Below are 24145 nucleotides of genomic sequence, written 5' to 3' on the forward strand. Positions count from 1 at the left end.
GGGCACCCATGCGGCACGAGGACCACCACCAGCACACCCACCACGGCCAGGGCGGCCCGGGCGGCCACACCCATCAGCCCCCGTCGGGCTGGAACACGGCCGTCCAGGCCACGCTCCACTGCCTCACGGGCTGCGCGATCGGCGAGGTGCTCGGCATGGTGATCGGCACCGCGCTCGGCTGGGGCAATGTGCCGACCCTGATCCTGGCGATCGCGCTCGCCTTCGTCTTCGGCTACTCGTTCACGCTGCGCGGTGTGCTGCGCGCGGGCGTCGACCTGAGGGCGGCCGTCCGGGTGGCGCTGGCCGCGGACACCCTGTCGATCGCCGTGATGGAACTGGTCGACAACGGCGTGATCGCCTTCTGGCCGGGCGCGATGGACGCCGGGCTGGACACCGGACTGTTCTGGGGTGTGCTGGCCATCGCCCTCGCGGTGGCCTTTGTCGTCACGGTCCCGGTCAACAAGTGGATGATCGGCCGCGGCAAGGGCCACGCGGTGGTGCACCAGTACCACTGAGCGGTGTGGTGCACCAGTACCACTGAGGGTGGTGCAGCAGTACCACTGAAGGCGCCCGCGGGACGCCGGGAGTCAGAGCTCGGGCCCGTCCCCGAGCTCCTCCTGGTAGGAGTACCGCTGCTCCTTCCAGGGGTCGCCGATGTTGTGGTAGCCGCGCTCCTCCCAGAAGCCACGGCGGTCGGCGGTCATGTACTCCACACCCCGGACCCACTTGGGCCCCTTCCACGCGTACAGGTGCGGCACGACCAGGCGCAGCGGGAAGCCGTGTTCGGCGGTGAGGAGTTCACCGTCCTTGTGAGTGGCGAAGATCGTGCGCTCGGAGGCGAAGTCGGCGAGCCGCAGGTTGGAGCTGAACCCGTACTCGGCCCACACCATCACATGGGTGACATCGTCGGCGGGCGGCGCGGCGCCCAGGATCGTCCGGGCCGGGATCCCGCCCCACTCGGCGCCGACCATGCTGAACTTGGTGACGCAGTGCAGATCGGCCACCACACCGGCGTACGGCAGGGCCGTGAACTCCTCGTGGTTCCAGCAGTGCTTCTCACCGTCGGCGGTGGCGCCGAAGACCCTGAACTCCCAGCGCTCGGGCCGGAACTTGGGCACCGGTCCGTAGTGGGTGACCGGCCAGCCGCGCTGGAGGCGCTGCCCCGGCGGAAGCTCGGAACCTGCCGCTTCTCCTGTGTCGCGCTGTACCGGGTGACCCATGACTCCATCCTGACAGACCCGGGGCGATGCACCTGACCAGGCCGGTCCAGAATCGGGCAACCGCTACTAAGCATGCACTTACTTACTAAGTACGCACTTACTGGACGATCTTCCTCGCCCGGTGCAATCATGCGCCCGCAACCTCCAAGTTCCCCACGCGGAAGGAGCCCTTGCGATGCAGGGCGACCCCGAGGTCATCGAATTCCTCAACGAGCAGCTGACCGGTGAGCTGACCGCCATCAACCAGTACTTCCTGCACGCGAAGATGCAGGAGAACTTCGGCTGGACCAAGCTCGCGAAGTACACCCGGCACGAGTCCTTCGACGAGATGAAGCACGCCGAGGTGCTCACCGACCGGATCCTGTTCCTGGAGGGGCTGCCCAACTACCAGCGGCTCTTCCATGTGCGGGTGGGCCAGACCGTCAAGGAGATGTTCGAGGCGGACCGCCAGGTCGAGGTCGAGGCCATCGACCGGCTGAAGCGCGGTATCGAGGTGATGCGCACGAAGGGCGACATCACGTCGGCCAACATCTTCGAATCGATCCTGGAGGACGAGGAGCACCACATCGACTATCTCGACACCCAGCTGGAGCTGGTGGAGAAGCTCGGCGAGGCGCTCTACATCGCGCAGCTCATCGAGCAGCCGGAAAGCAGCTGATCCTCAAAGCAGCTGATCCTCACAGTCGTCCGCAACGGCTGATTTCGGCCAGGCGCACGGGCGGCCTGAATCAGGCGGCCTCGTCCAGATCGGCGGCCTCGTCGCGGACGAGGACCTCGGAGAGCAGCGGCCGGCCCTGGTCGGCCGACTCCCGGCTCGGGCACGCGCCCCTGCCCAGGAGCGCCTGGATCCGTCGTACGCAGGAACCGCAGTCGGTGCCCGCCTTGCAGGCCGAGGCTATCTGGCGCGGGGTGCAGGCGCCGTTCTCCGCGTGTTGCTTGACCTGGCGCTCGGTGATCCCGAAGCAGCTACAGACGTACACGCGGTTCACCTCCCGGCCGGGACTGAAGTAGGTCGAGCCATCCCGATGATCGGTGAGGCTAACCTAACCTTACCCGGCTCACAGGTGGCGTAAAAGTGCCGTGGGGCGCGGATCGTATGTGATCCACGCCCCACTCAGCTGCCGGTAAGCGGCGAACCCGTCACTGGTCCCTGTACATCTCCGCGACCAGGAAGGCCAGGTCCAGGGACTGGCTGCGGTTGAGACGGGGGTCGCAGGCCGTCTCGTAGCGCTGGTGCAGGTCGTCGACGAAGATCTCGTCGCCACCGCCCACACACTCGGTGACATCGTCACCGGTGAGCTCCACGTGGATGCCGCCCGGGTGGGTGCCGAGGCCCTTGTGGACCTCGAAGAAGCCCTTGACCTCGTCGAGCACGTCGTCGAAGCGGCGGGTCTTGTGACCGGAGGCCGCCTCGAAGGTGTTGCCGTGCATCGGGTCGGTCACCCATGCCACCGTCGCGCCGGAGGCCGTGACCTTCGCGACCAGCTCGGGGAGCTTGTCGCGGATCTTGTCGGCGCCCATCCGGACGATGAACGTCAGCCGGCCCGGCTCACGGTCGGGGTCGAGCCGCTCGATGTACTGCAACGCGTCCTCGGCCGTCGTCGACGGGCCGAGCTTGATGCCGATCGGGTTGCGGATCCGGGACGCGAACTCGATGTGCGCCCCGTCCAGCTGCCGGGTCCGCTCACCGATCCACACCATGTGCCCGGAGACGTCGTACAGCTGCCCGGTGCGGGAGTCGACGCGGGTCAGCGCCGACTCGTAGTCCAGCAGCAGCGCCTCGTGCGACGCGTAGAACTCGACGGTCTTGAACTCCTCCGGGTCGGCCCCGCAGGCGTGCATGAAGTTGAGCGCCTGGTCGATCTCGCGGGCCAGCTGTTCGTAGCGCTGGCCGGACGGGGACGAGCGGACGAAGTCCTGGTTCCAGGCGTGCACCTGGCGCAGGTCGGCGTAGCCGCCGGTGGTGAAGGCGCGGACCAGGTTGAGCGTGGAGGCCGACGCGTTGTACATCCGCTTCAGCCGCTCGGGGTCCGGGACGCGGGACGACTCGGTGAAGTCGAAGCCGTTGACGGAGTCGCCCCGGTAGGTCGGGAGCGTCACTCCGTCGCGGGTCTCGGTCGGCTTGGAGCGGGGCTTGGAGTACTGGCCGGCGATCCGGCCGACCTTCACGACCGGCACGGACGCGGCGTACGTCAGTACGGCGCCCATCTGGAGCAGGGTCTTCAGCTTGTTGCGGATGTGGTCCGCGGACACACCGTCGAAGGCTTCGGCGCAGTCACCGCCCTGGAGGAGGAACGCCTCTCCCTTGGCGACGGCCGCGAGCCGGGCGCGCAGCTGGTCGCACTCGCCCGCGAAGACGAGCGGCGGATACGACTCGAGGTCCGCAACAACTGCGCGCAGAGCCTCGGTGTCGGGGTACTCGGGCTGCTGCGCCGCGGGCAGGTCTCGCCAGGTGTTGCCAGCGCTGGCGCTGGTCTTAGCGTTCACGGTCACGACCTCAACATTACGGGGTCGTGTCGGGTGTCCGACCGTGCGCTCACCCATTGAGACACCCCGTCCACGCTCCGCGGCCGGCGGCCGGCACCCCGATCCGCGGCCCATGCGCTAGGGTCGGCGCCATGTTCGCGCACTCGACCCAGCTTCAGAACTGGTGGTGGACCGCTCATCCGGCGGCCCACTGACTGCGCGTACCCAAGACGTCGCGAAGGCCGCCCGAGGGGCGGCCTTCGGTGTTTTCCGGGCCGGGCCGCTCCTCTCTCCCCAGAAGGAGCCCCAGTGAACCTGTCCGACCTGCTCACCGACCCCCGACCCTTCGCCCTGCTCCGCCGCCGCACCCCGGGCCACGACGATCACACGGTCGAGCTGCTCGTCGGCCCGGTGACGGCCCACGACCGGCTCGCCGACCTCCCCGACGCGTCCCTGGCGCTCGTCCCGTTCCGGCAGATCCGCGAGCGCGGCTTCGACGTCCGCGACGACGGCACTCCCCTGCTGGCGCTGGTGCCGCAGGAGTCGTACGAGATCCCGCTCGCCGACGCGCTCGCGCAGCTTCCGGCGCACGACGTCCGGGTCGAGGACGGCGGTTTCGACGTCGACGACGAGGCGTACGGCGAGATCGTGGGGCGGGTGCTGCGCGAGGAGATCGGGCGCGGCGAGGGCGCGAACTTCGTGATCCGGCGGACGTACGAGGGCGGGATCCCGGGGTTCGGACGGGCCGACGCGCTGGCGCTGTTCCGCAGACTCCTGGAGGGCGAGCGCGGGGCGTACTGGACGTTCGTGGTGCACACCGGGGAGCGGACGCTGGTCGGGGCGAGCCCCGAGGTGCATGTGCGGATGTCCGGCGGGACGGTCGTGATGAACCCGATCAGCGGGACCTACCGCTATCCCCCCGAGGGTCCGACCCCCGAGAACCTGCTCGGTTTCCTCGCCGACGGCAAGGAGATCGAGGAGCTGTCGATGGTCGTCGACGAGGAGCTCAAGATGATGTGCACAGTCGGCGACATGGGCGGTGTGGTCGTCGGGCCCCGGCTCAAGGAGATGGCCCATCTCGCCCATACGGAGTACGAGTTGCGCGGCAGGTCCTCGCTGGACGCGCGGGAGGTGCTGAGGGAGACGATGTTCGCGGCGACCGTCACCGGGTCGCCCGTGCAGAACGCGTGCCGGGTGATCGAGCGGTACGAGCCCCTCGGGCGGGACGGTGTCGGGCGCGGCTACTACGCGGGGGCGCTGGCCCTGCTCGGCCGGGACGCGGGCGGCGCGCAGACACTGGACTCCCCCATCCTGATCCGCACCGCCGACATCGACGCGGCCGGGCGGCTGCGGGTGCCGGTGGGCGCCACGCTCGTGCGGGGTTCGGACCCGGCGGGCGAGGTCGCCGAGACCCACGCGAAGGCGGCGGGTGTGCTCGCGGCGCTGGGTGTACGGCCGCCCCGGCCCGATGCGGAGCGCGCGCGGCCCCGGCTGGCCGACGATCCGCGGGTACGGGCCGCGCTGGACGGGCGCCGGGCCTCCCTCGCGCCGTTCTGGCTGCGGATGCAGGAGCGGACCGGGGAGCCGGCCGGGCATGCGCTGGTCGTCGACGGCGAGGACACCTTCACCGCGATGCTGGCGCACGTCCTGCGCTCGTCAGGGCTCACGGTCACCGTCCGCCGGTACGACGAACCGGGGCTGCGGGCGGCGGTGCTCGCGCACGAGGGGCCGGTGGTGCTGGGCCCCGGCCCCGGGGACCCGCGCGATCTCACGGACCCCAAGATGGCCTTCCTGCGTGGGCTGACCGCCGAGGTGATCCGGGAGCACCGGCACGGGGTGCTCGGCGTCTGCCTCGGGCACGAGCTGATCGCGGCCGAGCTGGGCCTGGAGATCGTACGGAAGGAAGTGCCGTACCAGGGTGCGCAGTCGGTGATCGAGCTGTTCGGGCGGCCGGAGACCGTCGGGTTCTACAACAGCTTCGTGGCGCGCTGCGACGACGAGGCGGCCGGTGAACTCGCCGCGCACGGCGTGGAGGTGAGCCGCAGCGGGTCGTACGAGGTGCACGCGCTGCGGGGGCCCGGGTTCGCCGGGGTGCAGTTCCATCCGGAGTCCGTGCTGACGCTGGACGGGGCGACCGTGGTCGCGGAACTGATGGGCGGCGTGCGTGACAGTGCGGTGCGTGACGGCGGGGTGCGTGACGGCGGGGTGTTCTCGCCGGGGCGGTCGGCCGGGTAGGACCGCCGGGGTGCGGGCCGGGATGATCCGCAGTGTGGGACCGCGCGGGTGCGGGCCGGGTGTCCGGTCCGTACCCGCGCGGTGCCGGGTCAGCCGAAGAAGACGCCGACCTCCTCGTACAGCTTCGGGTCGACCGTCTTCAGCTGGGCCGTGGCCTCGGCGATGGGCACGCGCACGATGTCCGTGCCGCGCAGGGCGACCATCTTGCCGAAGTCGCCGTCGCGGACGGCCTCGATGGCGTGCAGCCCGAAGCGGGTGGCGAGCCAGCGGTCGAACGCGCTGGGGGTGCCGCCGCGCTGGACGTGCCCGAGGACCGTGGTGCGGGCCTCCTTGCCGGTGCGCTTCTCGATCTCCTTGGCCAGCCACTCGCCGACCCCGGAGAGCCGGACGTGTCCGAAGGAGTCCAGCGACTCGTCCTTGAGCACCATGTCGCCGTCGAGGGGGCTCGCGCCCTCGGAGACGACGACGATCGGCGCGTAGGACGCCTTGAAGCGGGACGTCACCCAGGCGCAGACCTGGTCGACGTCGAAGCGCTGTTCCGGGATGAGGATGACGTTGGCGCCGCCGGCGAGCCCGGAGTGGATGGCGATCCAGCCGGTGTGCCGGCCCATCACCTCGACGACCAGGACCCGCATGTGGGACTCGGCGGTGGTGTGCAGCCGGTCGATCGCCTCGGTGGCGATGTTGACGGCGGTGTCGAAGCCGAAGGTGTAGTCGGTGGCGGAGAGGTCGTTGTCGATGGTCTTCGGGACGCCCACGCAGGGGACGCCGTGGTCGTCGGAGAGGGTTGCGGCGACCCCGAGTGTGTCCTCGCCGCCGATCACGATGAGCGCGTCCACCTCCTGCTCGGCGAGGTTCTCCTTGATCCGGCGGATGCCGCCCTCCTGCTTGAGGGGGTTGGTGCGCGAGGAGCCGAGGATGGTGCCGCCGCGGGGCAGGATGCCGCGCACCGCGGGGATGTCCAGCCGGATGGCGTCACCCTCCAGCGGGCCGCGCCAGCCGTCCCGGAAACCGGTGAATTCGTAGCCGTACTCCTGCACGCCCTTGCGGACGATGCCTCGGATGACGGCGTTGAGCCCCGGGCAGTCGCCGCCCCCGGTCAGTACCCCTACCCGCATGGAATGTCCCTTCGCCGCGGTTGCCGTATGCCGTGCCATGCCGTGCAGTGCCTCAGGAATCACGCTAATGGTGATGCAGGTCACTTCGGCAGAGCCCGTAGGGGCACTTCCGGGGCCAAACGAGGGAGTTGTTACGGGAGAGACGTGAGCAGCCGGATGTGACGGCGCCGTCACTCCTCGTCGAGGCCCCGCTCTATGGCGTAGCGGACGAGTTCGACGCGGTTGTGGAGCTGAAGCTTGCCGAGGGTGTTCTGGACGTGGTTCTGGACCGTGCGGTGCGAGATGACCAGGCGCTCGGCGATCTGCTTGTAGCTGAGGCCCTTGGCGACCAGCCGCAGCACCTCGGTCTCGCGGTCGGTGAGCCGGGGCGCCTTCGGCTCGCCGGGGTCGGCGCCGGCGCCGGGCACCGGGTCGGAGGCCAGCCGGCGGTACTCGCCGAGGACGAGTCCGGCGAGGCCGGGGGTGAACACCGGGTCGCCGACGGCCGTGCTGCGCACCGCGTCGAGGAGCTCCTCGGTGGACGCCGACTTCAGCAGATAGCCGGTCGCGCCGGACTTCACGGCCTCCAGTACGTCGGCGTGCTCGCCGCTCGCGGAGAGCACCAGGACGCGCAGCGCCGGGTTGTGTCCGACCAGCTCCTTGCACACCTGGACACCGGGCTTGGCGGGCAGGTTGAGGTCCAGTACGAGGACGTCGGGGGCGGCGGCCCTGGCGCGGCGCACGGCCTGCTCGCCGTCGCCCGCGGTGGCGACCACCTCGAACCCGGCCTCGGCGAGGTCGCGGGCCACGGCGTCCCGCCACATCGGATGGTCGTCGACGACCATCACCCGGATCGGATCCTGCCGCTCGCTCATCTCTTCCCCCGTGCCATCTCGGTGTCCTTCGGTACCTTCAGTTCGACTTCCGTACCCTGTCCGGGCGTCGAGATCAGCTCGGCCGAGCCGCCCAGGTCGCGCAGCCGGCCGCGGATCGACAGGGCCACCCCGAGCCGCCCCTCGCCCTCGGCCTGCGCGAGCCGCCCCTCGGGGATGCCGGGCCCGTCGTCCCGTACGGTCACGACTACCTCGTCGGGCTCGTCCTCGACCAGGATCCAGGCGCGGGCGTCGGGGCCCGCGTGTCTGCGGACGTTGTCCAGTGCCGCGCCCACGGCCGCCGCCAACTCCCGGGCGGCGGGCGACGGCAGCGGCACCGGGGCGCCGGGCTCGGCGAGGCTGACGCGGGCGGCGGCGTACGGGGCGAGCAGGGCCCGCAGGTCGAGCGGTCCGGCGTCGGTGGCGTCCGGCTCCTCCACGGCCCGTACGAGCGCCCCGTCGGCGGTGTCCTCCGAGACCCGGGACACGGGGACCAGTCCGCCGGAGACCAGGGTGCGCAGCGCCGCCTCCTGCTCACCGGCGAGCCGGCCGAGGTCCGCCGCCTCACCGCCGAGGACCGCGCCGCGCCGCTGCACCATCGCCAGGACCTGGAGGACACCGTCGTGGATGTCCCGGGCGAGGCGCTCCCGTTCGCGGGTGGCGGCCTCGATCTCCAGGGCGCGGGCCAGGGTGCGTTCGGAGGCGCGGGCGACCTCGACGACGTAGCCGATGGCGATGGACGCGACCCAGACGAGGAGCACGTTGTGGACGGTGTCGCGGGCGGGGGTGCCGCGGTGGATGAGGTTGGCCACGGCGATCGGGGTGGAGGCGACGGCGGCCCAGCGCCAGCCGCCCTTGATGGCGAAGGCGAGGGCGACGCCGGCGGTCCATATCGACGGCAGGGTGGGCTCGCCGGCGGCGACCCGCTCGGGCGAGTCCGCGAACCGGGTGAGCAGGATGCCGACGACGGCGACGGTCAGGTCGGCGGCGAGGAAGCGTTTGGTGCAGGCGGCCGCGTTGGCGACGCGGGGCAGGGTCGCGAACGTCCAGACGGCCAGCACCGCGTAGAACGCGATCGCGATCCAGGGGCGCCGGAAGTCGTCGTAGGCGCTGACGAACAGGCCGATCGCGTACAGCAGGGTCAGCACGCGGTAGCCCGCCAGGGCACGCCACAGTGGCTGTTCGACCGACATCCGCATGACTCGTTCGCGCTTGGTCATCTCCCCCACCCGGGCCGCGTCCCGTACGTCCGGTCCCAGACTGCCGTGCCGGGACCGGGCCCTGTCCCCTACTCCGCGCGTTCGTTCGCGTTCTGTTCTGTCCCGGCCTGGGCGCCTTCCGCTGCCGGGGCGTCCTTCTCCGCCTGGGCCTCTCTGCCGGCCTGGGCGAGCGCGGCCTTCTCGGCCTTGGCCGCTTCCTTCGCCGCTTCCTTCCCGGCCTTGGCGGCCTCCGCGATCTGCCGCTTGGCCGCGGTCGCGTAGATGTCCACGTACTCCTGGCCGGAGAGCTTCATGATCTCGTACATGACCTCGTCGGTCACCGCGCGCAGGACGAACCGGTCGTGCTCCATGCCCTGGTACCGGCTGAAGTCCAGCGGCCTGCCGATCCGGATGCCGGGCCGCATCACCTTGGGCATCACCTGGCCCGGCGGCTGGATCTTCTCCGTGTCGATCATCGCGACCGGCACCACGGGCGCGCCGCTGGCGAGCGCCACGCGCGCGAGGCCGCCGGGCTTGCCCCGGTAGAGACGGCCGTCGGGCGAGCGGGTGCCCTCGGGGTAGATGCCGAACAGCTCACCGCGCTCCAGTACGTCGATACCGCTGCGGACCGCGGCCTCGCCCGCGCCGCGCGCCCCGGAGCGGTCCACCGGCAGCTGGCCGACGCTCTTGAAGAACGCGGCGGTCAGCCTGCCCTTGACGCCCGGGGTGGTGAAGTACTCGGCCTTCGCGATGAAGGTGACCTTGCGGTCGAGGACCGCCGGCAGGAAGAACGAGTCGGAGAAGGACAGGTGGTTGCTCGCCAGGATCGCGGGCCCCTCGGCGGGTACGTTCTCCAGGCCCTCCACCCAGGGCCGGAAGACGAGCTTCAACGGCCCCCCGACGGAAACCTTCATCGCGCCGTACAACAACCGAGTGCCTCCTGTGTTTGTCGCTCAGACCTTAACCCGGAGGTCGGGCAAAGGCCCCGACGACCCTGGTCGGTGTCAGTGCGGTCGCGTACGGTGAAGCAGACCTTTGTCGCCCTTCTCGTGAACAGGAGACCGAAGGTGCCGGTCCTCCCCGGAGCCGAGCCCTACCGCCACGACGGCGGTGAGGTCGGCGTCCTGCTCTGCCACGGATTCACCGGTTCCCCCCAGTCGCTGCGCCCCTGGGCGGAGTACCTGGCCGAGCGGGACCTGACGGTCTCGCTGCCCCTGCTGCCCGGACACGGCACACGCTGGGAGGATCTTCAGCTCACCGGCTGGCACGACTGGTACGCCGAGGTGGACCGCGCGCTGCGCGCACTGCGCGAGCGGTGCACGCAGGTGTTCGTGTTCGGCCTCTCCATGGGCGGCGCCCTCGCCCTGCGGCTCGCCGCCAAGCACGGCGACGACGTGGCGGGTGTGGTGGTCGTCAACCCGGCCAACAAGGTGCACGGACTCGCGGCCCACGCCCTTCCGGTGGTCCGGCACTTCGTGCGTTCGACGCCCGGCATCACGAGCGACATCGCCAAGCCCGGCGGCGAGGAGGTCGGGTACGACCGGGTGCCGCTGCACGCGGCCCACTCGCTGCGCCGGTTCTTCCAGCAGGTCGACGGCGAGCTTCCGCAGGTCACCCAGCCGTTGCTGCTGCTGCACAGCCCGCAGGACCATGTGGTGCCGCCGGCCGACTCGGCGCGGATCCTCAGCCGTGTCTCGTCGACCGATGTCCGTGAGGTGCTGCTGGAACAGAGCTACCACGTGGCGACGTTGGACCACGATGCGGACCGGATTTTCGAGGAGAGTCTCGGGTTCATCGGCCGGCTCGCACCCAGTGTCGGCAAGGAAGGGACGGCCGCAGGTGGCTGAGCACGACTCCGACCGCGAGGACCGTGAGGACCGCGACGAGCGGGACGGACGCGAGCGGCCCGAGCCGGACGAGCAGAGCGTGCCGTTCGACGAGGACGCCGCGTGGGCCGCGATCGTCGCCGGGTACGGCAGCGAGCCGCCGGACCCGCCGGGCGCCAAGCCCTTCAAGTCCATCGAGGATCTGGCGCTGCTCGACGTCGAGAAGAACGCCGAGCGCGCCTCCGGGAAGAACAGCGAGAAGACGTCCGCGGCGGACGACGGCGACGACGGAAGCGCCGAGCCCGAGCCGCGGCAGGAGACGCCCCGGCCGCTGGGCAGTTCGATCGCCTTCGCGCCGGGCGTCGGCGGCGGCCCGCGCGACTACAGCGTGGCCGAGCCGTCCGACGCCGACGACATCGACGAGGAGGGCGAGGAGGGCCACTTCGTGCCGCCCGAGCCGCCGCCGCTGCCCACCGCCGACGTCACCGCGAAGTTCGCGTGGCTCGGGGTGATCGGCGGGCCGGTGCTGCTGCTGCTCGCGGTGCTGCTCGGCTGGGACATGACGTGGTGGCTGGCCACGCTGGGGATCGGCGGATTCCTCGGTGGATTCGCCACGTTGGTGGCCCGGATGCGCACGGACGACGAGGAGGACGGCGACCCCGGACGCGGGGCCGTGGTCTGAGCCGGACGGCGGCTCAGCTCGGGGGGACGCGGAGGGCGGCGAGGACCGGCAGGTGGTCCGTGGCCGCCCTCAGGTCTGTGCCGGTGACCCCGGGCAGTCCCTCCGGCACCCCGCAGCCGAGCACCTCGACGCCCTTGGTGGCGAAGATCGCGTCGATCCGGCTGGGCGGACCGGTCCGCGTCCAGGTGTGCTCGCCGCCCCACGGCGCGACCGTACGGCAGTCCTGGAGTGTCTCCGAAAGGCGGGCGAAGGCCGGTCCGTCGGGGCGTTCGTTGAGGTCGCCGCCCGCGACGGCGTGCTCCACACCCATCCCCGCGAGCCGGTCGAGCAGCATCCCGCTCTGCGCGCGACGCTCCTCCTTCTGAAGGCTGAGGTGACAGCTGACGACGCCGAGCCGGGCGGCGCCGAACCGGACGACGGCGGTGGCGAAGCCGCGGCGGTGCAGGCCGGGGGTGAGCGGGAGGAGGACGTCCTCCGTGCGCTCCACGGTGGCGCGCAGGGTGCACAGCAGCGCCGGGCCGGACGCGGTGGCGCCGCCCGAGAGGACGACCGTGCCGGATGCGGCGGCCAGCCGGGAGAGCTTCTTGCGCCAGCGGAAGAAGCGGGGGGCCTCCTGGATGAGGACCAGGTCGGGGGCGCAGGCGGTGATCACGCGGGCGAGGGCCGCGGGGTCGTCGTGCAGTGAGCGGACGTTGTAGCTGAGGACGCGGATGACGGCAGTGCCGTCCGACTCCGTCGAGGAGGGCGGGAGCGGGGTTGGCATGCTGATCAATTTACGCCTGGCGCCGGGCCGAAGGGCGCCTAATGGGGTGGGGCGCGAGGTGGTGTGCGACTGACGGTTCGTCGTGGCTGGTCGCGCTGTTCCCCGCGCCCCTGGCGGCGTTGCGGGCGCCCGGCGTTCGGCTGCGTTCGGCGCCGGAATTGTGCTGCTACATGATCGGGTCGGGCTCTCTCGCCAGGTCTGCTGCTCCTACCAGGCCTGCCTCGTTGCCGAGTTGGGCTGCGATGACGTCGGCGACCGGCCGCCAGTTGCCGCCGACCAGCCAGCGTTTGTACGACTTGCGGATGGGGTCGAGGACCAGCTCGCCCTCGTCGGAGAGGCCGCCGCCGACGATGAAGGCGGACGGGTCGAAGAGGGACGCCAGGTCGGCGAGGCCCGCGCCGGCCCAGCGGGCCAGCTCGCGGTAGGAGTCGACGGCGACCGGGTCGCCCTGGCGGGCGGCCATCGAGATGTGTTTGCCCTCGATGCCGTCGGGGCTGCCGTCACCGAGGCCGAGCAGCAACTCGGCGTTCTCCGGGGTGGCGTTGGCGCGCTGCTTGGCGTACCGCACCAGGGCCCGCCCGGACGCGTACTGCTCCCAGCAGCCCTGCGAGCCGCAGCCGCAGAGCAGGCCGTCCGGGACCATCCGGATGTGGCCGAACTCGGCGGCGACGCCGAAGTGGCCGCGGCGCAGCTTGTTTCCGATGATGATGCCGCCGCCGAGGCCCGTGCCCAGCGTGATGCAGATGACGTTGCGGTGACCCTTGCCCGCGCCGAACCGGTACTCGCCCCACGCGGCCGCGTTGGCGTCGTTCTCGACGACGACGGGGAGGCCCACGCGGGCCTCGACCTTCTCCTTCAGCGGCTCGTTGCGCCAGTGGATGTTCGGCGCGAAGTAGACCTCAGAGCGCTGCCGGTTGACGTAACCGGCCGCACCGATGCCCACGCCCACGATCTCGTGCCCGGCGCGCGCGCCCTCCACGGCGGAGGCGATGGCGTCCACGATCCCCTCGGGCGTGCCCGGGGTCGGCACCTTGTGCGTCGAGAGGATGTTGCCTTCCTCGTCGACCACGCCGGCCGCGATCTTCGTGCCGCCGATGTCGACGCCGATGGTGAGTCCCATGAATCCCTCAGTTTCGGTCGAGCCCCGCTACGGCCAACCGTACCCGAGGCCCTGTGGTCGGGTTCCCGTCGTCCGCCCCGTGGAAAGGGGGGTCGGGAAGCCGACCGCAGGGCCTCGGTGCAGGTCGAACGGGCTTCAGTCCAGGTCGATGCGTTCGCCCGGAGCGCCCGGACCGTCCTCGTCGCCGCGGTCGCGGGGCTTGTCGAGGTCGGCCGCGCGCCCGGTCCAGCGCTGCTCCTGCGCCTGGACCGCGGAGCGGTAGGCGGCGAGCAGTTCCTGGCCGGCGGAGGCGAGGTGGTCGAAGACGTCCGGGTTGCGCTCGATGACCGGTTCGACGGCGGCCTTGGCCTGCTGGACGACCTGCTTCACCACCTGCTGGGCGGCGGGTCCGGCGACCGCGCCGAACAGCGGGGACTGTAGTCCGGACAGCCGGTCGGCGACGCTGTCGACCAGCCGGAGCAGCTCGTCGGCCGCCGAGCCGGGCGGAGTGCCGTACTCGGCGCGACGACGGGCCTTCTCCGCCGCGAGGTCCTCGGCGACGGCGGTGGCCCAGGCGTCGGCGTCGGTGACCGGCGACACCTTGCCGGCCGCCGGCTCGGGAGCGGCGTCGGACGGTGGGCGCTCTTCGCTCATGGCGGTCTCCTGACTACGTCTCGTCCCTACGACGTTACCCGAACGGACGAATCGACCTCACCGGGTCGTCGGCCAGAGCTCCGGGTCCGGCGCGAACCGGATCCGCAGCTCGCCCTCGACGAGGCTCGCGCCCGCGACGGAGCAGCGGCGCAGTGCCGACGGCAGCGGCACGATCCGCCTGAACCGGCCCGCGCCCAGGACGAGTTCGTCGCCGCGCCGGACGAGGTCGAGTTCGTCGCGGTCGGCGCCGGGCAGCGGGATGTGCCAGAGCAGGACGCCGTCGTCGGTGAGCCGGGAGGTGACGGGCCACTCGACCGGGGCGGGGCGGGGGTTGACACCGGGCACGGCGAGGGCGGTGAGGTCGTCGGTGCCGCGCGGGTCGCGGCCGAGGTGGGCGACGCGGTGCGGGTCGTGGGAGTGCTGCCACTCCTCCAGGGTCTTGCGCTGCTGGGCGACGAGGCCCGCCAGCCAGGTGTCCTCGGTGGGCTCCGGGAAGACGCGGTTGGCGATCAGGGCTTCCGGGGCGAGGGCGCGCAGGGCGAGCCCGAGGGTGGCGGTGCGGACTCCGTCGGCGCCGGCCGGGGAGGGTTCGGCGACCAGTCGTACGGTCGTGTCGGGGTCGGCGACGACGGCCTCGACGGCGGCCAGGTCCATGTCCCAGCGGGCGGCCGTCTCGTACAGCCACTCGGCGGGCATGGGGACGCCGGCGAGGCGGCCGAGGACGGGGCGCAGGGCGCGGGCGGCCTGGCGTTCGGGGGGCAGCAGGCGGCGCAGGTAGCGGCGGAGTTCCTCGGGGAGGGCGAGGAGCGCGAGGGCCTGTTCGGTGGGCGGGAGGTCCACGACGACGAGGTCGTGGGCGTCCTCGGCGAGGGCGGCGTCGCGCAGGGCGCGCAGGACGGCGAGTTCCTCGGCGCCGGGGAGGGGGGTGAGCTCCTCGGGGTCGAGGCGGGCGGCGCCGAGCAGGTCGAGGGCGGTGGTGGCGCGGTCCTGGAAGGCGGCGAGGTCCTCGCGGAAGCGGGTGGTGGCGTCGGGGCGCCAGGCGGTGAGACCGGGGGTGATGCGGACGGGGGTCTGTCCGGTGGGGGTGCCGAGGGTCGCGCCGAGGGTGTCGGTGCGGTCGGTGCCGATGAGGAGTGTGCGGGTGCCCTGGCGGGCGGCCTGGAGCGCGGTGGCGGCCGCGACGGTGGTACGGCCGGTGCCGCCGGGGCCGGTGAACAGGATGGTGCGCATCTGTGGAACCGTACCTGGGCACTCGCGTGCGGCGTCGGGGGGCGGGGGGCGATGCACAGCCCGGCGCGACGGGGGTGCCGCCGCGCCCACCCGTGCCGCCCCAGGCGGCCCGCATGCCCGCGGCTACGCGGATGCGGCGGCCGCGACTGCGGCGCGTGGGTGGGCGCCGCCCTGCGGCACGCATGCCCGCGGCTCCGCGGGCTGTGGCTTTCAGGGGCGCGGGGAACTGCGCGACCAGCCCCCACCGGGCCGCGGCCGACCGACGACCTTTTCAGGGGCGCGGGGAACTGCGCGAAAACCCCCGCCGGCCCGCGGCCGGTCGACGGGCTACTCGCCGGACTCGACGCGCTTCTTCAGGCCCGCCAGTGCGCGGTCGATGATGACCTTTTCCGCCTTGCGCTTGATCATGCCGAGCATGGGGATCTTGACGTCGACCGTCAGCCGGTAGGTGACCTGCGTCGCCGCCGCCCCCGACGGCTTCAGCAGATACGAGCCGTCCAGCGACCGCAGCATCTGCGACTTCACCAGCGTCCAGGACACCTCGTCCCCACCGGTCCAGGTGTACGCCAGCACCTGGTCGTCCTTGATCGCGCCGGCGTCCATGACCAGCCGGACCTGCTCGGCGCGCCCCTGCGCGTCCGTCGCCAGCACCTCCGCCAGCTTGACCTCGCCGGTCCAGTCGGGGTAGCGGGCGAAGTCGGCGATCACGCGCATGACCTCGGCCGGTGCCGCCTCGATCGTGATGCTCGAACTGGTGTGTTCCGCCATCGCCGTGGCTCCTCCGATGCGGGCCGGTAACGCAGGTCGTGTACGCACGAGTAACGCACGTGGATGCAGCGTGAAGGCTACCGCGCGGTCAGGGCGCCGCCGTCACCGCAGTCACCGCTGTCACCACTCCAGGACGAACGGCCGCCCCGACCCGGCGAAGTGCCCCACGTTCACACACTCCGTGGCCCCGATCCGCATCCGCCGGGCGAGCGGCTGATGGACGTGGCCGAACAGGGAGTAGCGGGGCCGGGTGCGCCGGATGGCGTCGAGCAGCGCCCGGCTGCCCCGTTCGAAACGGCGCGCGACGGTGTCGTAGACGAGGTCCGGGACCTCCGGCGGGATGTGGGTGCAGAGCACGTCGACCTCGCCGACCGCCTCGATCTTCGCCGCGTACTCCTCGTCGCTGATCTCGTACGGCGTGCGCATCGGGGTGCGCAGTCCGCCGCCGACGAAGCCGAAGACGCGGCCGCCGATCTCGACGCGCTCGCCGTCCAGGACCGTCGTCCCGGGACCGGCGTACTCCTTCCACAACTGCGGCATGTCGACATTGCCGTAGGTGGCGTACGTCGGAGTGGGGAACGCGGCGAACAGCTCGGCGTACTGCTTGCGCACGGCCTGCTCGATCACCGTCGCCCGGTCCCCGCCGACGCCGGCCCACAGCCGGGCGCCCAGTTCCCGGGCCTCCTGGAAGCGGCGGGCGGTGCGCAGCTCGACGAGCCGGTGCGCGTTCCCGGCGCCGAAGAGGTCGGGGAAGATCCCGCGCGAGTGATCGGCGTAGTCGAGGAAGAGGACCAGGTCACCGAGGCAGATCAGGGCGTCCGCGCCGTCGCCGGCGGTGGCCAGGTCACGGGCGTTGCCGTGCACGTCACTGACCACATGGACACGCGTGCCGCGGTTTCCGGCTGGTGAGGGTGCCATGGCGATCAAGGGTAGGCGTGTGCGGCATGAGTGAACAGTGGCGGCCGGACCTGGGGTTACTGGCCAGTGCGGAAATCGGTGGACTACTGTGCGCGAAGGAACAGCAATCCGTGTGACGCGGCGAACATCTCGCCCGGCCCCCCTGTCGAAGACGCCATACCGGCGGGTAACGTCCGGGCAGTCCAGTCGTGCTCAGGTGTTCATCAGCGGGCCCCGAGGCCCCGGAGAACCGCCTGAGTACCTGCCCGAGCCTTGGACCGCCGTCGCATCACACAACGTCGTGGCGCCGGCGCCCTATGAGGAGCAGCAGTCTTGCGCGAGTTCAGCCTTCCGGCTTTGTACGAGGTCCCCGCGGACGGCAACCTGACCGACATCGTCCGCAGAAACGCCGCGCAGCATCCCGACGTCGCCGTGATCGCCCGCAAGGTCGGCGGCAGCTGGCAGGACGTGACGGCGACCGTCTTCCTCACCGAGGTGCACGCGGCGGCCAAGGGCCTGATCGCGTCCGGAGTGCAGCCCGGCGACCGCGTCGGCCTGATGTCCCGCACCCGCTACGAGTGGACGCTGCTGGACTTCGCCATCTGGTGCGCGGGCGCGGTCACCGTGCCGGTGTACGAGACCAGCTCGGCCGAGCAGGTGCAGTGGGTCCTGGGTGACTCCGGCGTCACCGCCTGCATCGTCGAGGACGCCGACCACCTGGCGTCCGTCGAGTCGGTGCGGGACGGGCTGCCCGCGCTGAAGAACGTCTGGCAGATCGAGGCCGGCGCGGTCGAGGAGCTGGGGCGGCTCGGCCAGGACGTGTCCGACGCGACGGTCGAGGAGCGCAGCTCGCTCGCCAAGGCGGACGACCCGGCGACCATCGTCTACACCTCGGGCACCACCGGACGCCCCAAGGGCTGTGTCCTCACCCACCGTGCCTTCTTCGCCGAGTGCGGCAACATCGTGGAGCGGCTGCGTCCGCTGTTCCGCACCGGCGAGTGCAGTGTGCTGCTCTTCCTGCCGCTCGCCCATGTCTTCGGCCGGCTGGTGCAGGTCGCGCCGATGATGGCGCCGATCAAGCTGGGCAACGTCCCGGACATCAAGAACCTCACGGACGAGCTGGCCGCGTTCCGGCCGACGCTGATCCTGGGTGTGCCGCGGGTCTTCGAGAAGGTCTACAACTCCGCGCGCGCCAAGGCGCAGGCCGACGGCAAGGGCCGGATCTTCGACAAGGCCGCGGACACCGCGATCGCGTACAGCAAGGCGCTGGACACGCCGTCGGGGCCGGCCCTGGGGCTGAAGCTCAAGCACAAGGTCTTCGACCGGCTCGTCTACAGCAAGCTGCGGGCGGTGCTCGGCGGCAAGGGCGAGTACGCGATCTCCGGCGGTGCCCCGCTGGGTGAGCGCCTCGGGCACTTCTTCCGCGGTATCGGCTTCACGGTCCTGGAGGGCTACGGCCTCACCGAGACCTGTGCCGCGACCACGTTCAACCCGTGGGACCGCCAGAAGATCGGCACGGTGGGGCAGCCGCTGCCGGGGTCGGTGGTGCGGATCGCCGACGACGGCGAGGTGCTGCTGCACGGCGACCACGTGTTCAAGGAGTACTGGAACAACCCGGCCGCGACCGCGGAGGCGCTGGCCGACGGGTGGTTCCACACCGGTGACATCGGGACCCTCGACGAGGACGGGTATCTGATGATCACCGGGCGGAAGAAGGAGATCATCGTCACGGCCGGCGGGAAGAACGTCGCGCCGGCGGTGATAGAGGACCGGATCCGGGCGCATGCGCTGGTCGCGGAGTGCATGGTCGTCGGGGACGGGCGGCCGTTCGTGGGGGCGCTGGTCACGATCGACGAGGAGTTCCTGGGGCGGTGGGCCGCGGACCATGGGAAGCCGGCGGGGTCATCTGCGGCGTCACTGACGGATGACGTGGATCTGATCGCTGCGGTTCAGGACGCCATTGACGACGGGAACGCGGCGGTTTCCAAGGCGGAGTCCGTGCGGAAGTTTCGGATTCTGCCGGCTCAGTTCAGTGAGGAGTCCGGGCATTTGACTCCGTCGCTGAAGCTCAAGCGGAGTGTTGTGGCGAAGGACTTCGCCAGTGAGATCGAGGCGATCTACTCGAAGTAGGGGCGCCTAGTGGGGTGCCGGGGGGGCGCCGGGGGCGGGTGCGGGGCCGTTGTGGCTTTTCGCGCCCACGCGGCGGAGCCGCACATCGATACAGCCCCGCGCCCCTTAAAGGGCCGTGGGCCGGTGCGGCTTCGTTGTGGCTGGTCGCGCGCCCACGCGGCGGAGCCGCAAATTGATGCAGCTCCACGCCCCTTGGTGGGTCTACAGCAAGTTTCTCAAGTTGTTGGCCAGCAAGTCCCAGCGCCATTTCTCTTCCACCCATTGCCTGCCCCGCTCCCCCATTCGTCGGCGGAGTTCCGGGTCGGCCAGCAATGTGGTGATGCGGTCTGCTGTTTCCTCTGTTGAGGTGCCTTGGACCACCCAGCCTGTTTCGCCGTTCAGGACCGCGTCCGGGGCTCCGCCGGAGTCGCCCGCCACGACCGGCAGGCCGGTGGCCGAGGCCTCCAGGTAGACGATGCCGAGGCCCTCGACGTCGAGGCCGCCGCGGCGGGTGCGGCAGGGCATCGCGAAGACGTCCCCGGCGCCGTAGTGGGCGGGCAGCGCGGACCACGGCACCGCGCCGGTGAAGACGACCGAGCCGGCGACGCCGGTCTCGTCCGCGAGGCGGCGCAGGTCCTTCTCGTAGGGGCCGCCGCCGACGATCAGGAGGACCGCATCCGGCTCCGCGGTGAGGATGCGCGGGAGGGCGCGGATCAGGGTGTCCTGGCCCTTGCGGGGGACGAGGCGCGAGACGCAGACCACGACCGGGCGGTCGGTGAGGCCGAGCGCGGCACGGACCTCGGCGCCGCCGGAACCGGGGTGGAAGGTCTTCTCGTCGACGCCCGGCGGCAGTTGGACCATCCGCGCGGCCGCGGCCGGCGTCAGCGCGGCGGCGATCCGGGAGCGGGTGTACTCGCCGAGGTAGGTGAGGGTGTCGGTGCCCTCGCCGATCCGGCGCAGCAGGCTGCGGGCGGCGGGCAGTTGGGCCCAGCCGGCCTCGTGGCCGTGGGTGGTGGCGACCAGCCGTTCGGCGCCGGCCCTGCGCAGGGCGGGGGCCATCAGGCCGAGCGGCGCCGCCGCCCCGAACCACACCGACGTACAGCCGTGCTCACGCAGCAGGCCCACGGCCCGGCGGCTGACGGCGGGCGTCGGCAGCAGCATGGTCGTGCGGTCGCGTACGACGGTGAAGGGCTGCTCGGCGTCGAAGGCGGCGGTGGCCTCCGTGCCCTCGCGCCCGCGCTTCCACGTGGAGGCGTAGACGACGAGCTGCTCGGGGTCCAGGCGCAGTGCCATGTTGTGCAGGAACGCCTGGATGCCGCCGGGGCGGGGCGGGAAGTCGTTGGTCACGATGAGGGTCTTGCGCATCGCCGCCGACCCTACCCAACGTAGACTCACCGCTCGGCAACGGCCGCGCGATACAGGGGCTTCAGTGAACAAGTCGGACATGCGGCGCACGCTGCCGTGGATGCTCGCCGTCTGGGCCCTGACCCGGCTGTTCCTGCTGCTCTTCGTGTTCAAGGTGTACGTGTTCCCCGGCCCGGACGTCACGACGGACGTGTCCGTGATCTACCAGGGCTGGTACGAGGTGCTGCGCACCGGAACGTTCCCGCTGAAGGACGTCACCTGGCAGTACCCGCCCGCCGCCGCCCTGCCGATCCTCTCCCCCGCGCTGCTGCCGTTCCTGGACTACGCGCAGGCCTTCTTCGTGCTGGCGTTCACCGCGGACCTGGTCGTGCTGCTGCTTCTGCTGCACGCGGGCCGCGGCACGGGCCGTACGCAGCGCGGCGCGTGGGTGTGGGTGGTGGGCGTCCCTCTGCTCGGCCCGACCGTGTACGCGCGCTACGACGTGATGGTGACCGGGGTCGCGGTGGGCGCGCTGCTGGCGGGCGCCCGGCATCCCCGGCTGATGGGCGCGCTGGCCGCGTTCGGGGCGATGCTGAAGGTGTGGCCCGCGCTGGTGCTGCTCGGCGCGGTCCGGCGGCGGGCGTGGGGTGCGGCCGTGGTGACCGCGGGGGTGATCGCGGCGGTGTTCGCGCTCGCCATGCCGGGGGCGTTCGCCTTCCTGACGTTCCAGCGCGACCGGGGCACCGAGGTGGAGTCGCTGGGTTCGCTGGTCTTCCATGTGGCCCGGCACTTCGGCTGGAGCGGCGAGGTGCTGCTGAACTACGGCTCGGTGGAGTTCCTCGGCCCGTATGTCGACGTGGTCAGCGTGGCCGCGCTGACGCTGACCGGGATGGCCATCGGCTGGCTGCTGCTGTGGCGGCTGCTGGCGGTGCGTTTCGAGCCCCACACGATGGCGGACGCGGCGTTCGTCGGGGTGCTGATGTTCACAACGACGAGCCGGGTGATCAGCCCGCAGTACATGGTGTGGCTGGTCGGGGTCGCGGCGGTCTGTCTGGGCTTCCGGGCGAGCCGGATGCGGCTGCCGGTCCTGCTGGTGCTCGCGGCCTGTCTGGTGACGGTCCTGGAGTTCCCGCTGTGGTTCGCGCACGTGGTGGCGAGTGACGCCCTCGGTGTGACGCTGCTCTTCGTGCGCAACGGCCTGCTGGTGGCCGCCACCCTCGTCGCGGCCCGCGTCCTGTGGCGGGCGACGGTGTCCCCGGTGGTCGACCCGGAGGGACGTCGCCGTCCCTCGTGGGCGGTGGCTCAGCCGGCCGGCGAGGCGCCCACCTCGACGTCCAGCTGAGTCTCCAGGTATCTCCGCCACTCCAGCGTGAACGCCTCCGGTGTGGTCCCGAGCACCTGCCGCAGCGCCGTCTCCACCGCCCCGGCGCGCTTCCCGTGCGCGCCGACCGCGCGGTAGAACGCGCCGAGCCGTTCCTCGCCCCAGCGTTCCGCGATCAGCCGGCAGGCCATCCAGCCGCCCTCATACGCCCTGGCCAGTGCGTCGGCGTCGTCGGTGAACCCGAAGTCCCCGTCCACCGGCAGCTCCTGGGGCACGTTCCCCTCGGTGACCGCGCGGGCCAGTTCCGGTGCCGCCTCGGCGGGGCCGCGCCCTGTGCCGCGGTAGCCGACCCAGTCCGCGTACCCCTCGGACAGCCACAGCGGGGTGGCGGCGTTGGTGTGGGCGCGGGTGGCGACATGGGTGGTCTCGTGGGTGAGCACGACCTGCTTGCCGGAGGCGCCCAGCAGCCCGTACGCCTCGGGGTTGACGATGATCCGGTCCGCGGGCGCGCTCCCCGAGCCGCCCACCTCGCCCGTGGTGACGGCGGCGATGCCACGGTAGGAGGAGGCGGGCGAGCCGAGCAGCGCGGCCATGCCGTCCAGCGACTTCGGTACGAGGACCACGACCTGTTCGCCCCAGCCGGTGTCCCAGGCGTCCGACACGGCCGGTACCGCGCGGTCGGCGAGTGCGGCGAAGTCCCGCAGGAAGGCGGGTGACTGGCCGACGCCCATGACAAGGCTGTGCTCACCGGTGATGACGGTCACCGGGCCCTGGTCCCACAGCTGCTGCGCGGACTTCGCGGCGGGCCGGTCGGACGCGACGCGCCAGCCGCCGTCCGCGCCCCGGTCGAGGCGCAGAGTGCGGGCCGTGGTCACGGGCGCCTTGTCGTGGCCGCCGATCCGGTAGCTCAGCTCGGCGTCGACGGTCGCCGTGTCGCCGGCGGTACGCAGGTCGGTCACCCGGTACGACCAGGCGGCGAGCGGCACGTCCCGCAGGTTGTCGTAGCCGGACCGGGCACCCGTGGCGAGGAAGGCCGTGGCGTCGCGGTCCAGGAGGGCGCTCGCGCGGCGGTCGAGGAGCCGCTGGACGTCGGCGGGACCGGCGTCCGTGCCGGGCCCGCCCGCGCACGACACGAGTGCGACCAGCAGCGCGCACAGCGCCACGACTGCGGATATCCGTACTCGCCTTCGCCCAGCCATCCTCACGATCGTAAGGCCGCGGAGCCCGGTCAGACCCGGGTCACGGTGGCGCCCGGGATCATGCCGACCGGGTCGTAGCGGACCGGGGCCCCGGGGTAGGGGGCGTGGATGACCTGGCCGTTGCCCATGTACATCCCGACGTGGCTGGCGTCGGAGCGGTAGGTGACGAGGTCGCCGGGCTGTGCCTGGGAGAGCGGCACCTGGCGTCCGGCGTACCGCTGGCCCTGCGAGGTGCGCGGGATGGCCACGCCCGCCTGGGCGTAGGACCACTGGGTCAGTCCGGAGCAGTCGAAGCCGCTGGGGCCGTTGGCGCCCCAGATGTAGGGCCTGCCGAGGGCGGAGCGGGCGGCGGCGACCGCGGCGGCGGCGCGGCCCGAGGCGGGTACGGCGCTGCCGAAGTCGGGGAGTCCGGCGCGGCCGGAGCGGGAGGCCCGGCCGTAGGCGTCGCGTTCGGCGTCCGGCAGGGAGTTGAGCAGCCGGCGGGCCTTGGCGAGCTTCTTCTCGACGGTCCGCTTGTGGGCGGCGACGGCCTTGCGGCTCTGTTCCAGCTCGGCCAGTTTCCCGGCGGCCTCGGCGCGTTCCTGCGCGAGGTCGCGCATCGCGCCCTGGAGGTCCTCCAGGCGGCCCACCTGGTGGGCGCTGATCCGGTCGAGTACGGCGGCCTTGTCGAGGTAGTCGTCCGGGTCCTCGGAGAACAGCAGGGCGACGGACGGGTCGATGCCGCCGGAGCGGTACTGGGCGCCGGCCAGCGAGCCGAGCGACTCCCGCATGTCGTTGATGCGTTCCTGCTGGCGGGCGATCCCGTCCTGGGTCCTGCGTACCTGGCCGCGCAGTTCGTCGGCGCGTTCGTCGGCCTTGTTGTAGGCCTCGGTGGCCTTCTCCGCCGCGGTGTAGAGACGGTTCACCTCGGCGCGGGTGTCGTCGGACGGTGCGGCGGGCGCCGAGGGCGCGGCCGGTGCGGCCGTGGCCGGTACGGCGCCGAGTGCCGCCGCGGCTGCGGACAGCACGGAGACGGCTACACATGCCCCCCGGTCGAACCCGGACGGTGCCTGGCGGCGATGGGACCCCACAGGAAGCCGCGCTCCTTCGCTGGACGACTCAAACGCGGCAGACAGTAACCCCGCGAAGGGGGGTCGGCCAAAGACCTCCGCGGGCACGCACAGT

24 protein-coding genes are annotated in these 24145 nt (G+C 71.8%); 8 read left to right on the forward strand and 16 right to left on the reverse strand.

Going from position 1 to position 24145, the window contains the following annotated elements; all coding sequences use genetic code 11:
• Positions 1-8: 8 nt before the first annotated feature.
• A complete protein-coding gene (locus ACIQAC_RS01755; RefSeq protein ID WP_402186033.1) occupies positions 9-515 on the forward strand; it encodes a DUF4396 domain-containing protein in 507 nt (168 codons plus the stop codon).
• Positions 516-587: 72 nt separating this feature from the next.
• Here the strand turns inward: ACIQAC_RS01755 and ACIQAC_RS01760 are convergent, their stop codons facing one another.
• A complete protein-coding gene (locus ACIQAC_RS01760) occupies positions 588-1220 on the reverse strand; it encodes a sulfite oxidase-like oxidoreductase (RefSeq protein WP_402186035.1) in 633 nt (210 codons plus the stop codon).
• 175 nt (positions 1221-1395) lie between these two features.
• Here ACIQAC_RS01760 and bfr point away from each other — a divergent pair, with 175 nt between their 5' ends.
• Positions 1396-1878 (forward strand): bacterioferritin, encoded by a 483-nt coding sequence (bfr, locus tag ACIQAC_RS01765; protein WP_402186036.1) that lies wholly within the window; start codon positions 1396-1398, stop codon positions 1876-1878.
• A gap of 70 nt (positions 1879-1948) precedes the next feature.
• Here bfr and ACIQAC_RS01770 read toward each other — a convergent pair whose 3' ends face one another.
• Together ACIQAC_RS01770 and ACIQAC_RS01775 are read right to left on the reverse strand one after the other, a co-directional pair.
• Positions 1949-2209, reverse strand: coding sequence for a bacterioferritin-associated ferredoxin (locus tag ACIQAC_RS01770; RefSeq protein ID WP_402186037.1), 261 nt, complete (start codon positions 2207-2209; stop codon positions 1949-1951).
• Between the two features lie 151 nt (positions 2210-2360).
• Positions 2361-3713 (reverse strand): class II 3-deoxy-7-phosphoheptulonate synthase, encoded by a 1353-nt coding sequence (locus ACIQAC_RS01775; RefSeq protein WP_402186039.1) that lies wholly within the window; start codon positions 3711-3713, stop codon positions 2361-2363.
• 125 nt (positions 3714-3838) lie between these two features.
• Here ACIQAC_RS01775 and ACIQAC_RS01780 point away from each other — a divergent pair, with 125 nt between their 5' ends.
• Together ACIQAC_RS01780 and ACIQAC_RS01785 are read left to right on the forward strand one after the other, a co-directional pair.
• Complete coding sequence (locus ACIQAC_RS01780; protein WP_402186926.1) at positions 3839-3901, forward strand: trp operon leader peptide; 63 nt, start codon at positions 3839-3841, stop codon at positions 3899-3901.
• A gap of 94 nt (positions 3902-3995) precedes the next feature.
• Positions 3996-5921, forward strand: a complete 1926-nt coding sequence (locus tag ACIQAC_RS01785; RefSeq protein WP_402186041.1) for an anthranilate synthase family protein — start codon at positions 3996-3998, stop codon at positions 5919-5921.
• A gap of 89 nt (positions 5922-6010) precedes the next feature.
• Here ACIQAC_RS01785 and ACIQAC_RS01790 read toward each other — a convergent pair whose 3' ends face one another.
• From ACIQAC_RS01790 to ACIQAC_RS01805, 4 genes are all read right to left on the reverse strand, one after another.
• Positions 6011-7039 (reverse strand): 6-phosphofructokinase, encoded by a 1029-nt coding sequence (locus ACIQAC_RS01790; protein ID WP_402186043.1) that lies wholly within the window; start codon positions 7037-7039, stop codon positions 6011-6013.
• Positions 7040-7209: 170 nt separating this feature from the next.
• On the reverse strand, positions 7210-7893 hold the full coding sequence (locus ACIQAC_RS01795) for a response regulator (protein WP_402186045.1): 684 nt from the start codon (positions 7891-7893) through the stop codon (positions 7210-7212).
• Entirely contained in the window at positions 7890-9110 is a 1221-nt protein-coding gene (macS, locus tag ACIQAC_RS01800; RefSeq protein WP_402186047.1) for a MacS family sensor histidine kinase, read from the reverse strand. The genes ACIQAC_RS01795 and macS overlap by 4 nt, the downstream gene beginning before the upstream one ends.
• Before the next feature lie 68 nt (positions 9111-9178).
• Positions 9179-10003, reverse strand: coding sequence for a lysophospholipid acyltransferase family protein (locus ACIQAC_RS01805; protein WP_402186048.1), 825 nt, complete (start codon positions 10001-10003; stop codon positions 9179-9181).
• A gap of 153 nt (positions 10004-10156) precedes the next feature.
• Between ACIQAC_RS01805 and ACIQAC_RS01810 the strand changes: the two genes are divergently transcribed.
• On the forward strand, positions 10157-10936 hold the full coding sequence (locus ACIQAC_RS01810) for an alpha/beta hydrolase (protein WP_402186049.1): 780 nt from the start codon (positions 10157-10159) through the stop codon (positions 10934-10936).
• Positions 10929-11597 carry a hypothetical protein gene (locus ACIQAC_RS01815; RefSeq protein ID WP_402186051.1) on the forward strand — a complete coding sequence of 223 codons (669 nt, stop codon included), beginning with the start codon at positions 10929-10931 and terminating at the stop codon, positions 11595-11597. The genes ACIQAC_RS01810 and ACIQAC_RS01815 overlap by 8 nt, the downstream gene beginning before the upstream one ends.
• A gap of 13 nt (positions 11598-11610) precedes the next feature.
• On the opposite strand, the gene ACIQAC_RS01820 is transcribed toward ACIQAC_RS01815, so the two are convergent.
• The 6 genes from ACIQAC_RS01820 to ACIQAC_RS01845 all read right to left on the reverse strand — a co-directional run bounded on the left by ACIQAC_RS01820 (position 11611) and on the right by ACIQAC_RS01845 (position 16987).
• On the reverse strand, positions 11611-12360 hold the full coding sequence (locus tag ACIQAC_RS01820; protein WP_402186053.1) for an endonuclease/exonuclease/phosphatase family protein: 750 nt from the start codon (positions 12358-12360) through the stop codon (positions 11611-11613).
• A 166-nt stretch (positions 12361-12526) separates the two neighbouring features.
• Entirely contained in the window at positions 12527-13480 is a 954-nt protein-coding gene (locus tag ACIQAC_RS01825; protein WP_402186055.1) for an ROK family glucokinase, read from the reverse strand.
• Between the two features lie 135 nt (positions 13481-13615).
• Positions 13616-14113 carry a DUF5304 domain-containing protein gene (locus tag ACIQAC_RS01830; protein ID WP_402186057.1) on the reverse strand — a complete coding sequence of 166 codons (498 nt, stop codon included), beginning with the start codon at positions 14111-14113 and terminating at the stop codon, positions 13616-13618.
• Positions 14114-14170: 57 nt separating this feature from the next.
• Entirely contained in the window at positions 14171-15343 is a 1173-nt protein-coding gene (locus ACIQAC_RS01835) for an ArsA family ATPase (protein ID WP_402186058.1), read from the reverse strand.
• Between the two features lie 327 nt (positions 15344-15670).
• A complete protein-coding gene (locus ACIQAC_RS01840; protein ID WP_402186060.1) occupies positions 15671-16111 on the reverse strand; it encodes an SRPBCC family protein in 441 nt (146 codons plus the stop codon).
• Between the two features lie 120 nt (positions 16112-16231).
• Entirely contained in the window at positions 16232-16987 is a 756-nt protein-coding gene (locus ACIQAC_RS01845; RefSeq protein WP_402186927.1) for a metallophosphoesterase, read from the reverse strand.
• Between the two features lie 354 nt (positions 16988-17341).
• Here ACIQAC_RS01845 and ACIQAC_RS01850 point away from each other — a divergent pair, with 354 nt between their 5' ends.
• Complete coding sequence (locus ACIQAC_RS01850) at positions 17342-19138, forward strand: AMP-dependent synthetase/ligase (protein WP_402186062.1); 1797 nt, start codon at positions 17342-17344, stop codon at positions 19136-19138.
• A 201-nt stretch (positions 19139-19339) separates the two neighbouring features.
• On the opposite strand, the gene ACIQAC_RS01855 is transcribed toward ACIQAC_RS01850, so the two are convergent.
• The gene (locus ACIQAC_RS01855; RefSeq protein ID WP_402186064.1) at positions 19340-20482 is read right to left on the reverse strand and encodes a glycosyltransferase family 4 protein; all 1143 of its coding nucleotides are present in this window, start codon (positions 20480-20482) and stop codon (positions 19340-19342) included.
• A 79-nt stretch (positions 20483-20561) separates the two neighbouring features.
• On the opposite strand from ACIQAC_RS01855, the gene ACIQAC_RS01860 reads away from it, so the two are divergent.
• Positions 20562-21803 carry a glycosyltransferase 87 family protein gene (locus ACIQAC_RS01860; protein ID WP_402186929.1) on the forward strand — a complete coding sequence of 414 codons (1242 nt, stop codon included), beginning with the start codon at positions 20562-20564 and terminating at the stop codon, positions 21801-21803.
• Here the strand turns inward: ACIQAC_RS01860 and ACIQAC_RS01865 are convergent.
• Both ACIQAC_RS01865 and ACIQAC_RS01870 read right to left on the reverse strand, forming a co-directional pair.
• Positions 21764-22981 (reverse strand): hypothetical protein, encoded by a 1218-nt coding sequence (locus ACIQAC_RS01865; protein WP_402186066.1) that lies wholly within the window; start codon positions 22979-22981, stop codon positions 21764-21766. The genes ACIQAC_RS01860 and ACIQAC_RS01865 overlap by 40 nt on opposite strands.
• A gap of 29 nt (positions 22982-23010) precedes the next feature.
• Positions 23011-24051, reverse strand: coding sequence for an NlpC/P60 family protein (locus ACIQAC_RS01870; protein ID WP_402186067.1), 1041 nt, complete (start codon positions 24049-24051; stop codon positions 23011-23013).
• Between the last annotated feature and the right edge of the window lie 94 nt (positions 24052-24145).

It is taken from the genome of Streptomyces sp. NPDC088387, from assembly GCF_044753385.1.
Classification (GTDB): domain Bacteria; phylum Actinomycetota; class Actinomycetes; order Streptomycetales; family Streptomycetaceae; genus Streptomyces.

Excerpts from the sequence above, each read along its gene's own strand:
- ACIQAC_RS01865 (WP_402186066.1), bottom strand. The coding sequence starts at position 22,981 with ATGGCTGGGCGAAGGCGAGTACGGATATCCGCAGTCGTGGCGCTGTGC.
- ACIQAC_RS01825 (WP_402186055.1), bottom strand. The coding sequence starts at position 13,480 with ATGGGACTCACCATCGGCGTCGACATCGGCGGCACGAAGATCGCGGCC.
- ACIQAC_RS01760 (WP_402186035.1), bottom strand. The coding sequence starts at position 1,220 with ATGGGTCACCCGGTACAGCGCGACACAGGAGAAGCGGCAGGTTCCGAG.
- bfr (WP_402186036.1), top strand. The coding sequence starts at position 1,396 with ATGCAGGGCGACCCCGAGGTCATCGAATTCCTCAACGAGCAGCTGACC.
- ACIQAC_RS01855 (WP_402186064.1), bottom strand. The coding sequence starts at position 20,482 with ATGCGCAAGACCCTCATCGTGACCAACGACTTCCCGCCCCGCCCCGGC.
- macS (WP_402186047.1), bottom strand. The coding sequence starts at position 9,110 with ATGACCAAGCGCGAACGAGTCATGCGGATGTCGGTCGAACAGCCACTG.
- ACIQAC_RS01795 (WP_402186045.1), bottom strand. The coding sequence starts at position 7,893 with ATGAGCGAGCGGCAGGATCCGATCCGGGTGATGGTCGTCGACGACCAT.
- ACIQAC_RS01840 (WP_402186060.1), bottom strand. The coding sequence starts at position 16,111 with ATGGCGGAACACACCAGTTCGAGCATCACGATCGAGGCGGCACCGGCC.
- ACIQAC_RS01755 (WP_402186033.1), top strand. The coding sequence starts at position 9 with ATGCGGCACGAGGACCACCACCAGCACACCCACCACGGCCAGGGCGGC.
- ACIQAC_RS01790 (WP_402186043.1), bottom strand. The coding sequence starts at position 7,039 with ATGCGGGTAGGGGTACTGACCGGGGGCGGCGACTGCCCGGGGCTCAAC.
- ACIQAC_RS01805 (WP_402186048.1), bottom strand. The coding sequence starts at position 10,003 with ATGAAGGTTTCCGTCGGGGGGCCGTTGAAGCTCGTCTTCCGGCCCTGG.
- ACIQAC_RS01820 (WP_402186053.1), bottom strand. The coding sequence starts at position 12,360 with ATGCCAACCCCGCTCCCGCCCTCCTCGACGGAGTCGGACGGCACTGCC.
- ACIQAC_RS01835 (WP_402186058.1), bottom strand. The coding sequence starts at position 15,343 with ATGCGCACCATCCTGTTCACCGGCCCCGGCGGCACCGGCCGTACCACC.
- ACIQAC_RS01830 (WP_402186057.1), bottom strand. The coding sequence starts at position 14,113 with ATGAGCGAAGAGCGCCCACCGTCCGACGCCGCTCCCGAGCCGGCGGCC.
- ACIQAC_RS01860 (WP_402186929.1), top strand. The coding sequence starts at position 20,562 with ATGCGGCGCACGCTGCCGTGGATGCTCGCCGTCTGGGCCCTGACCCGG.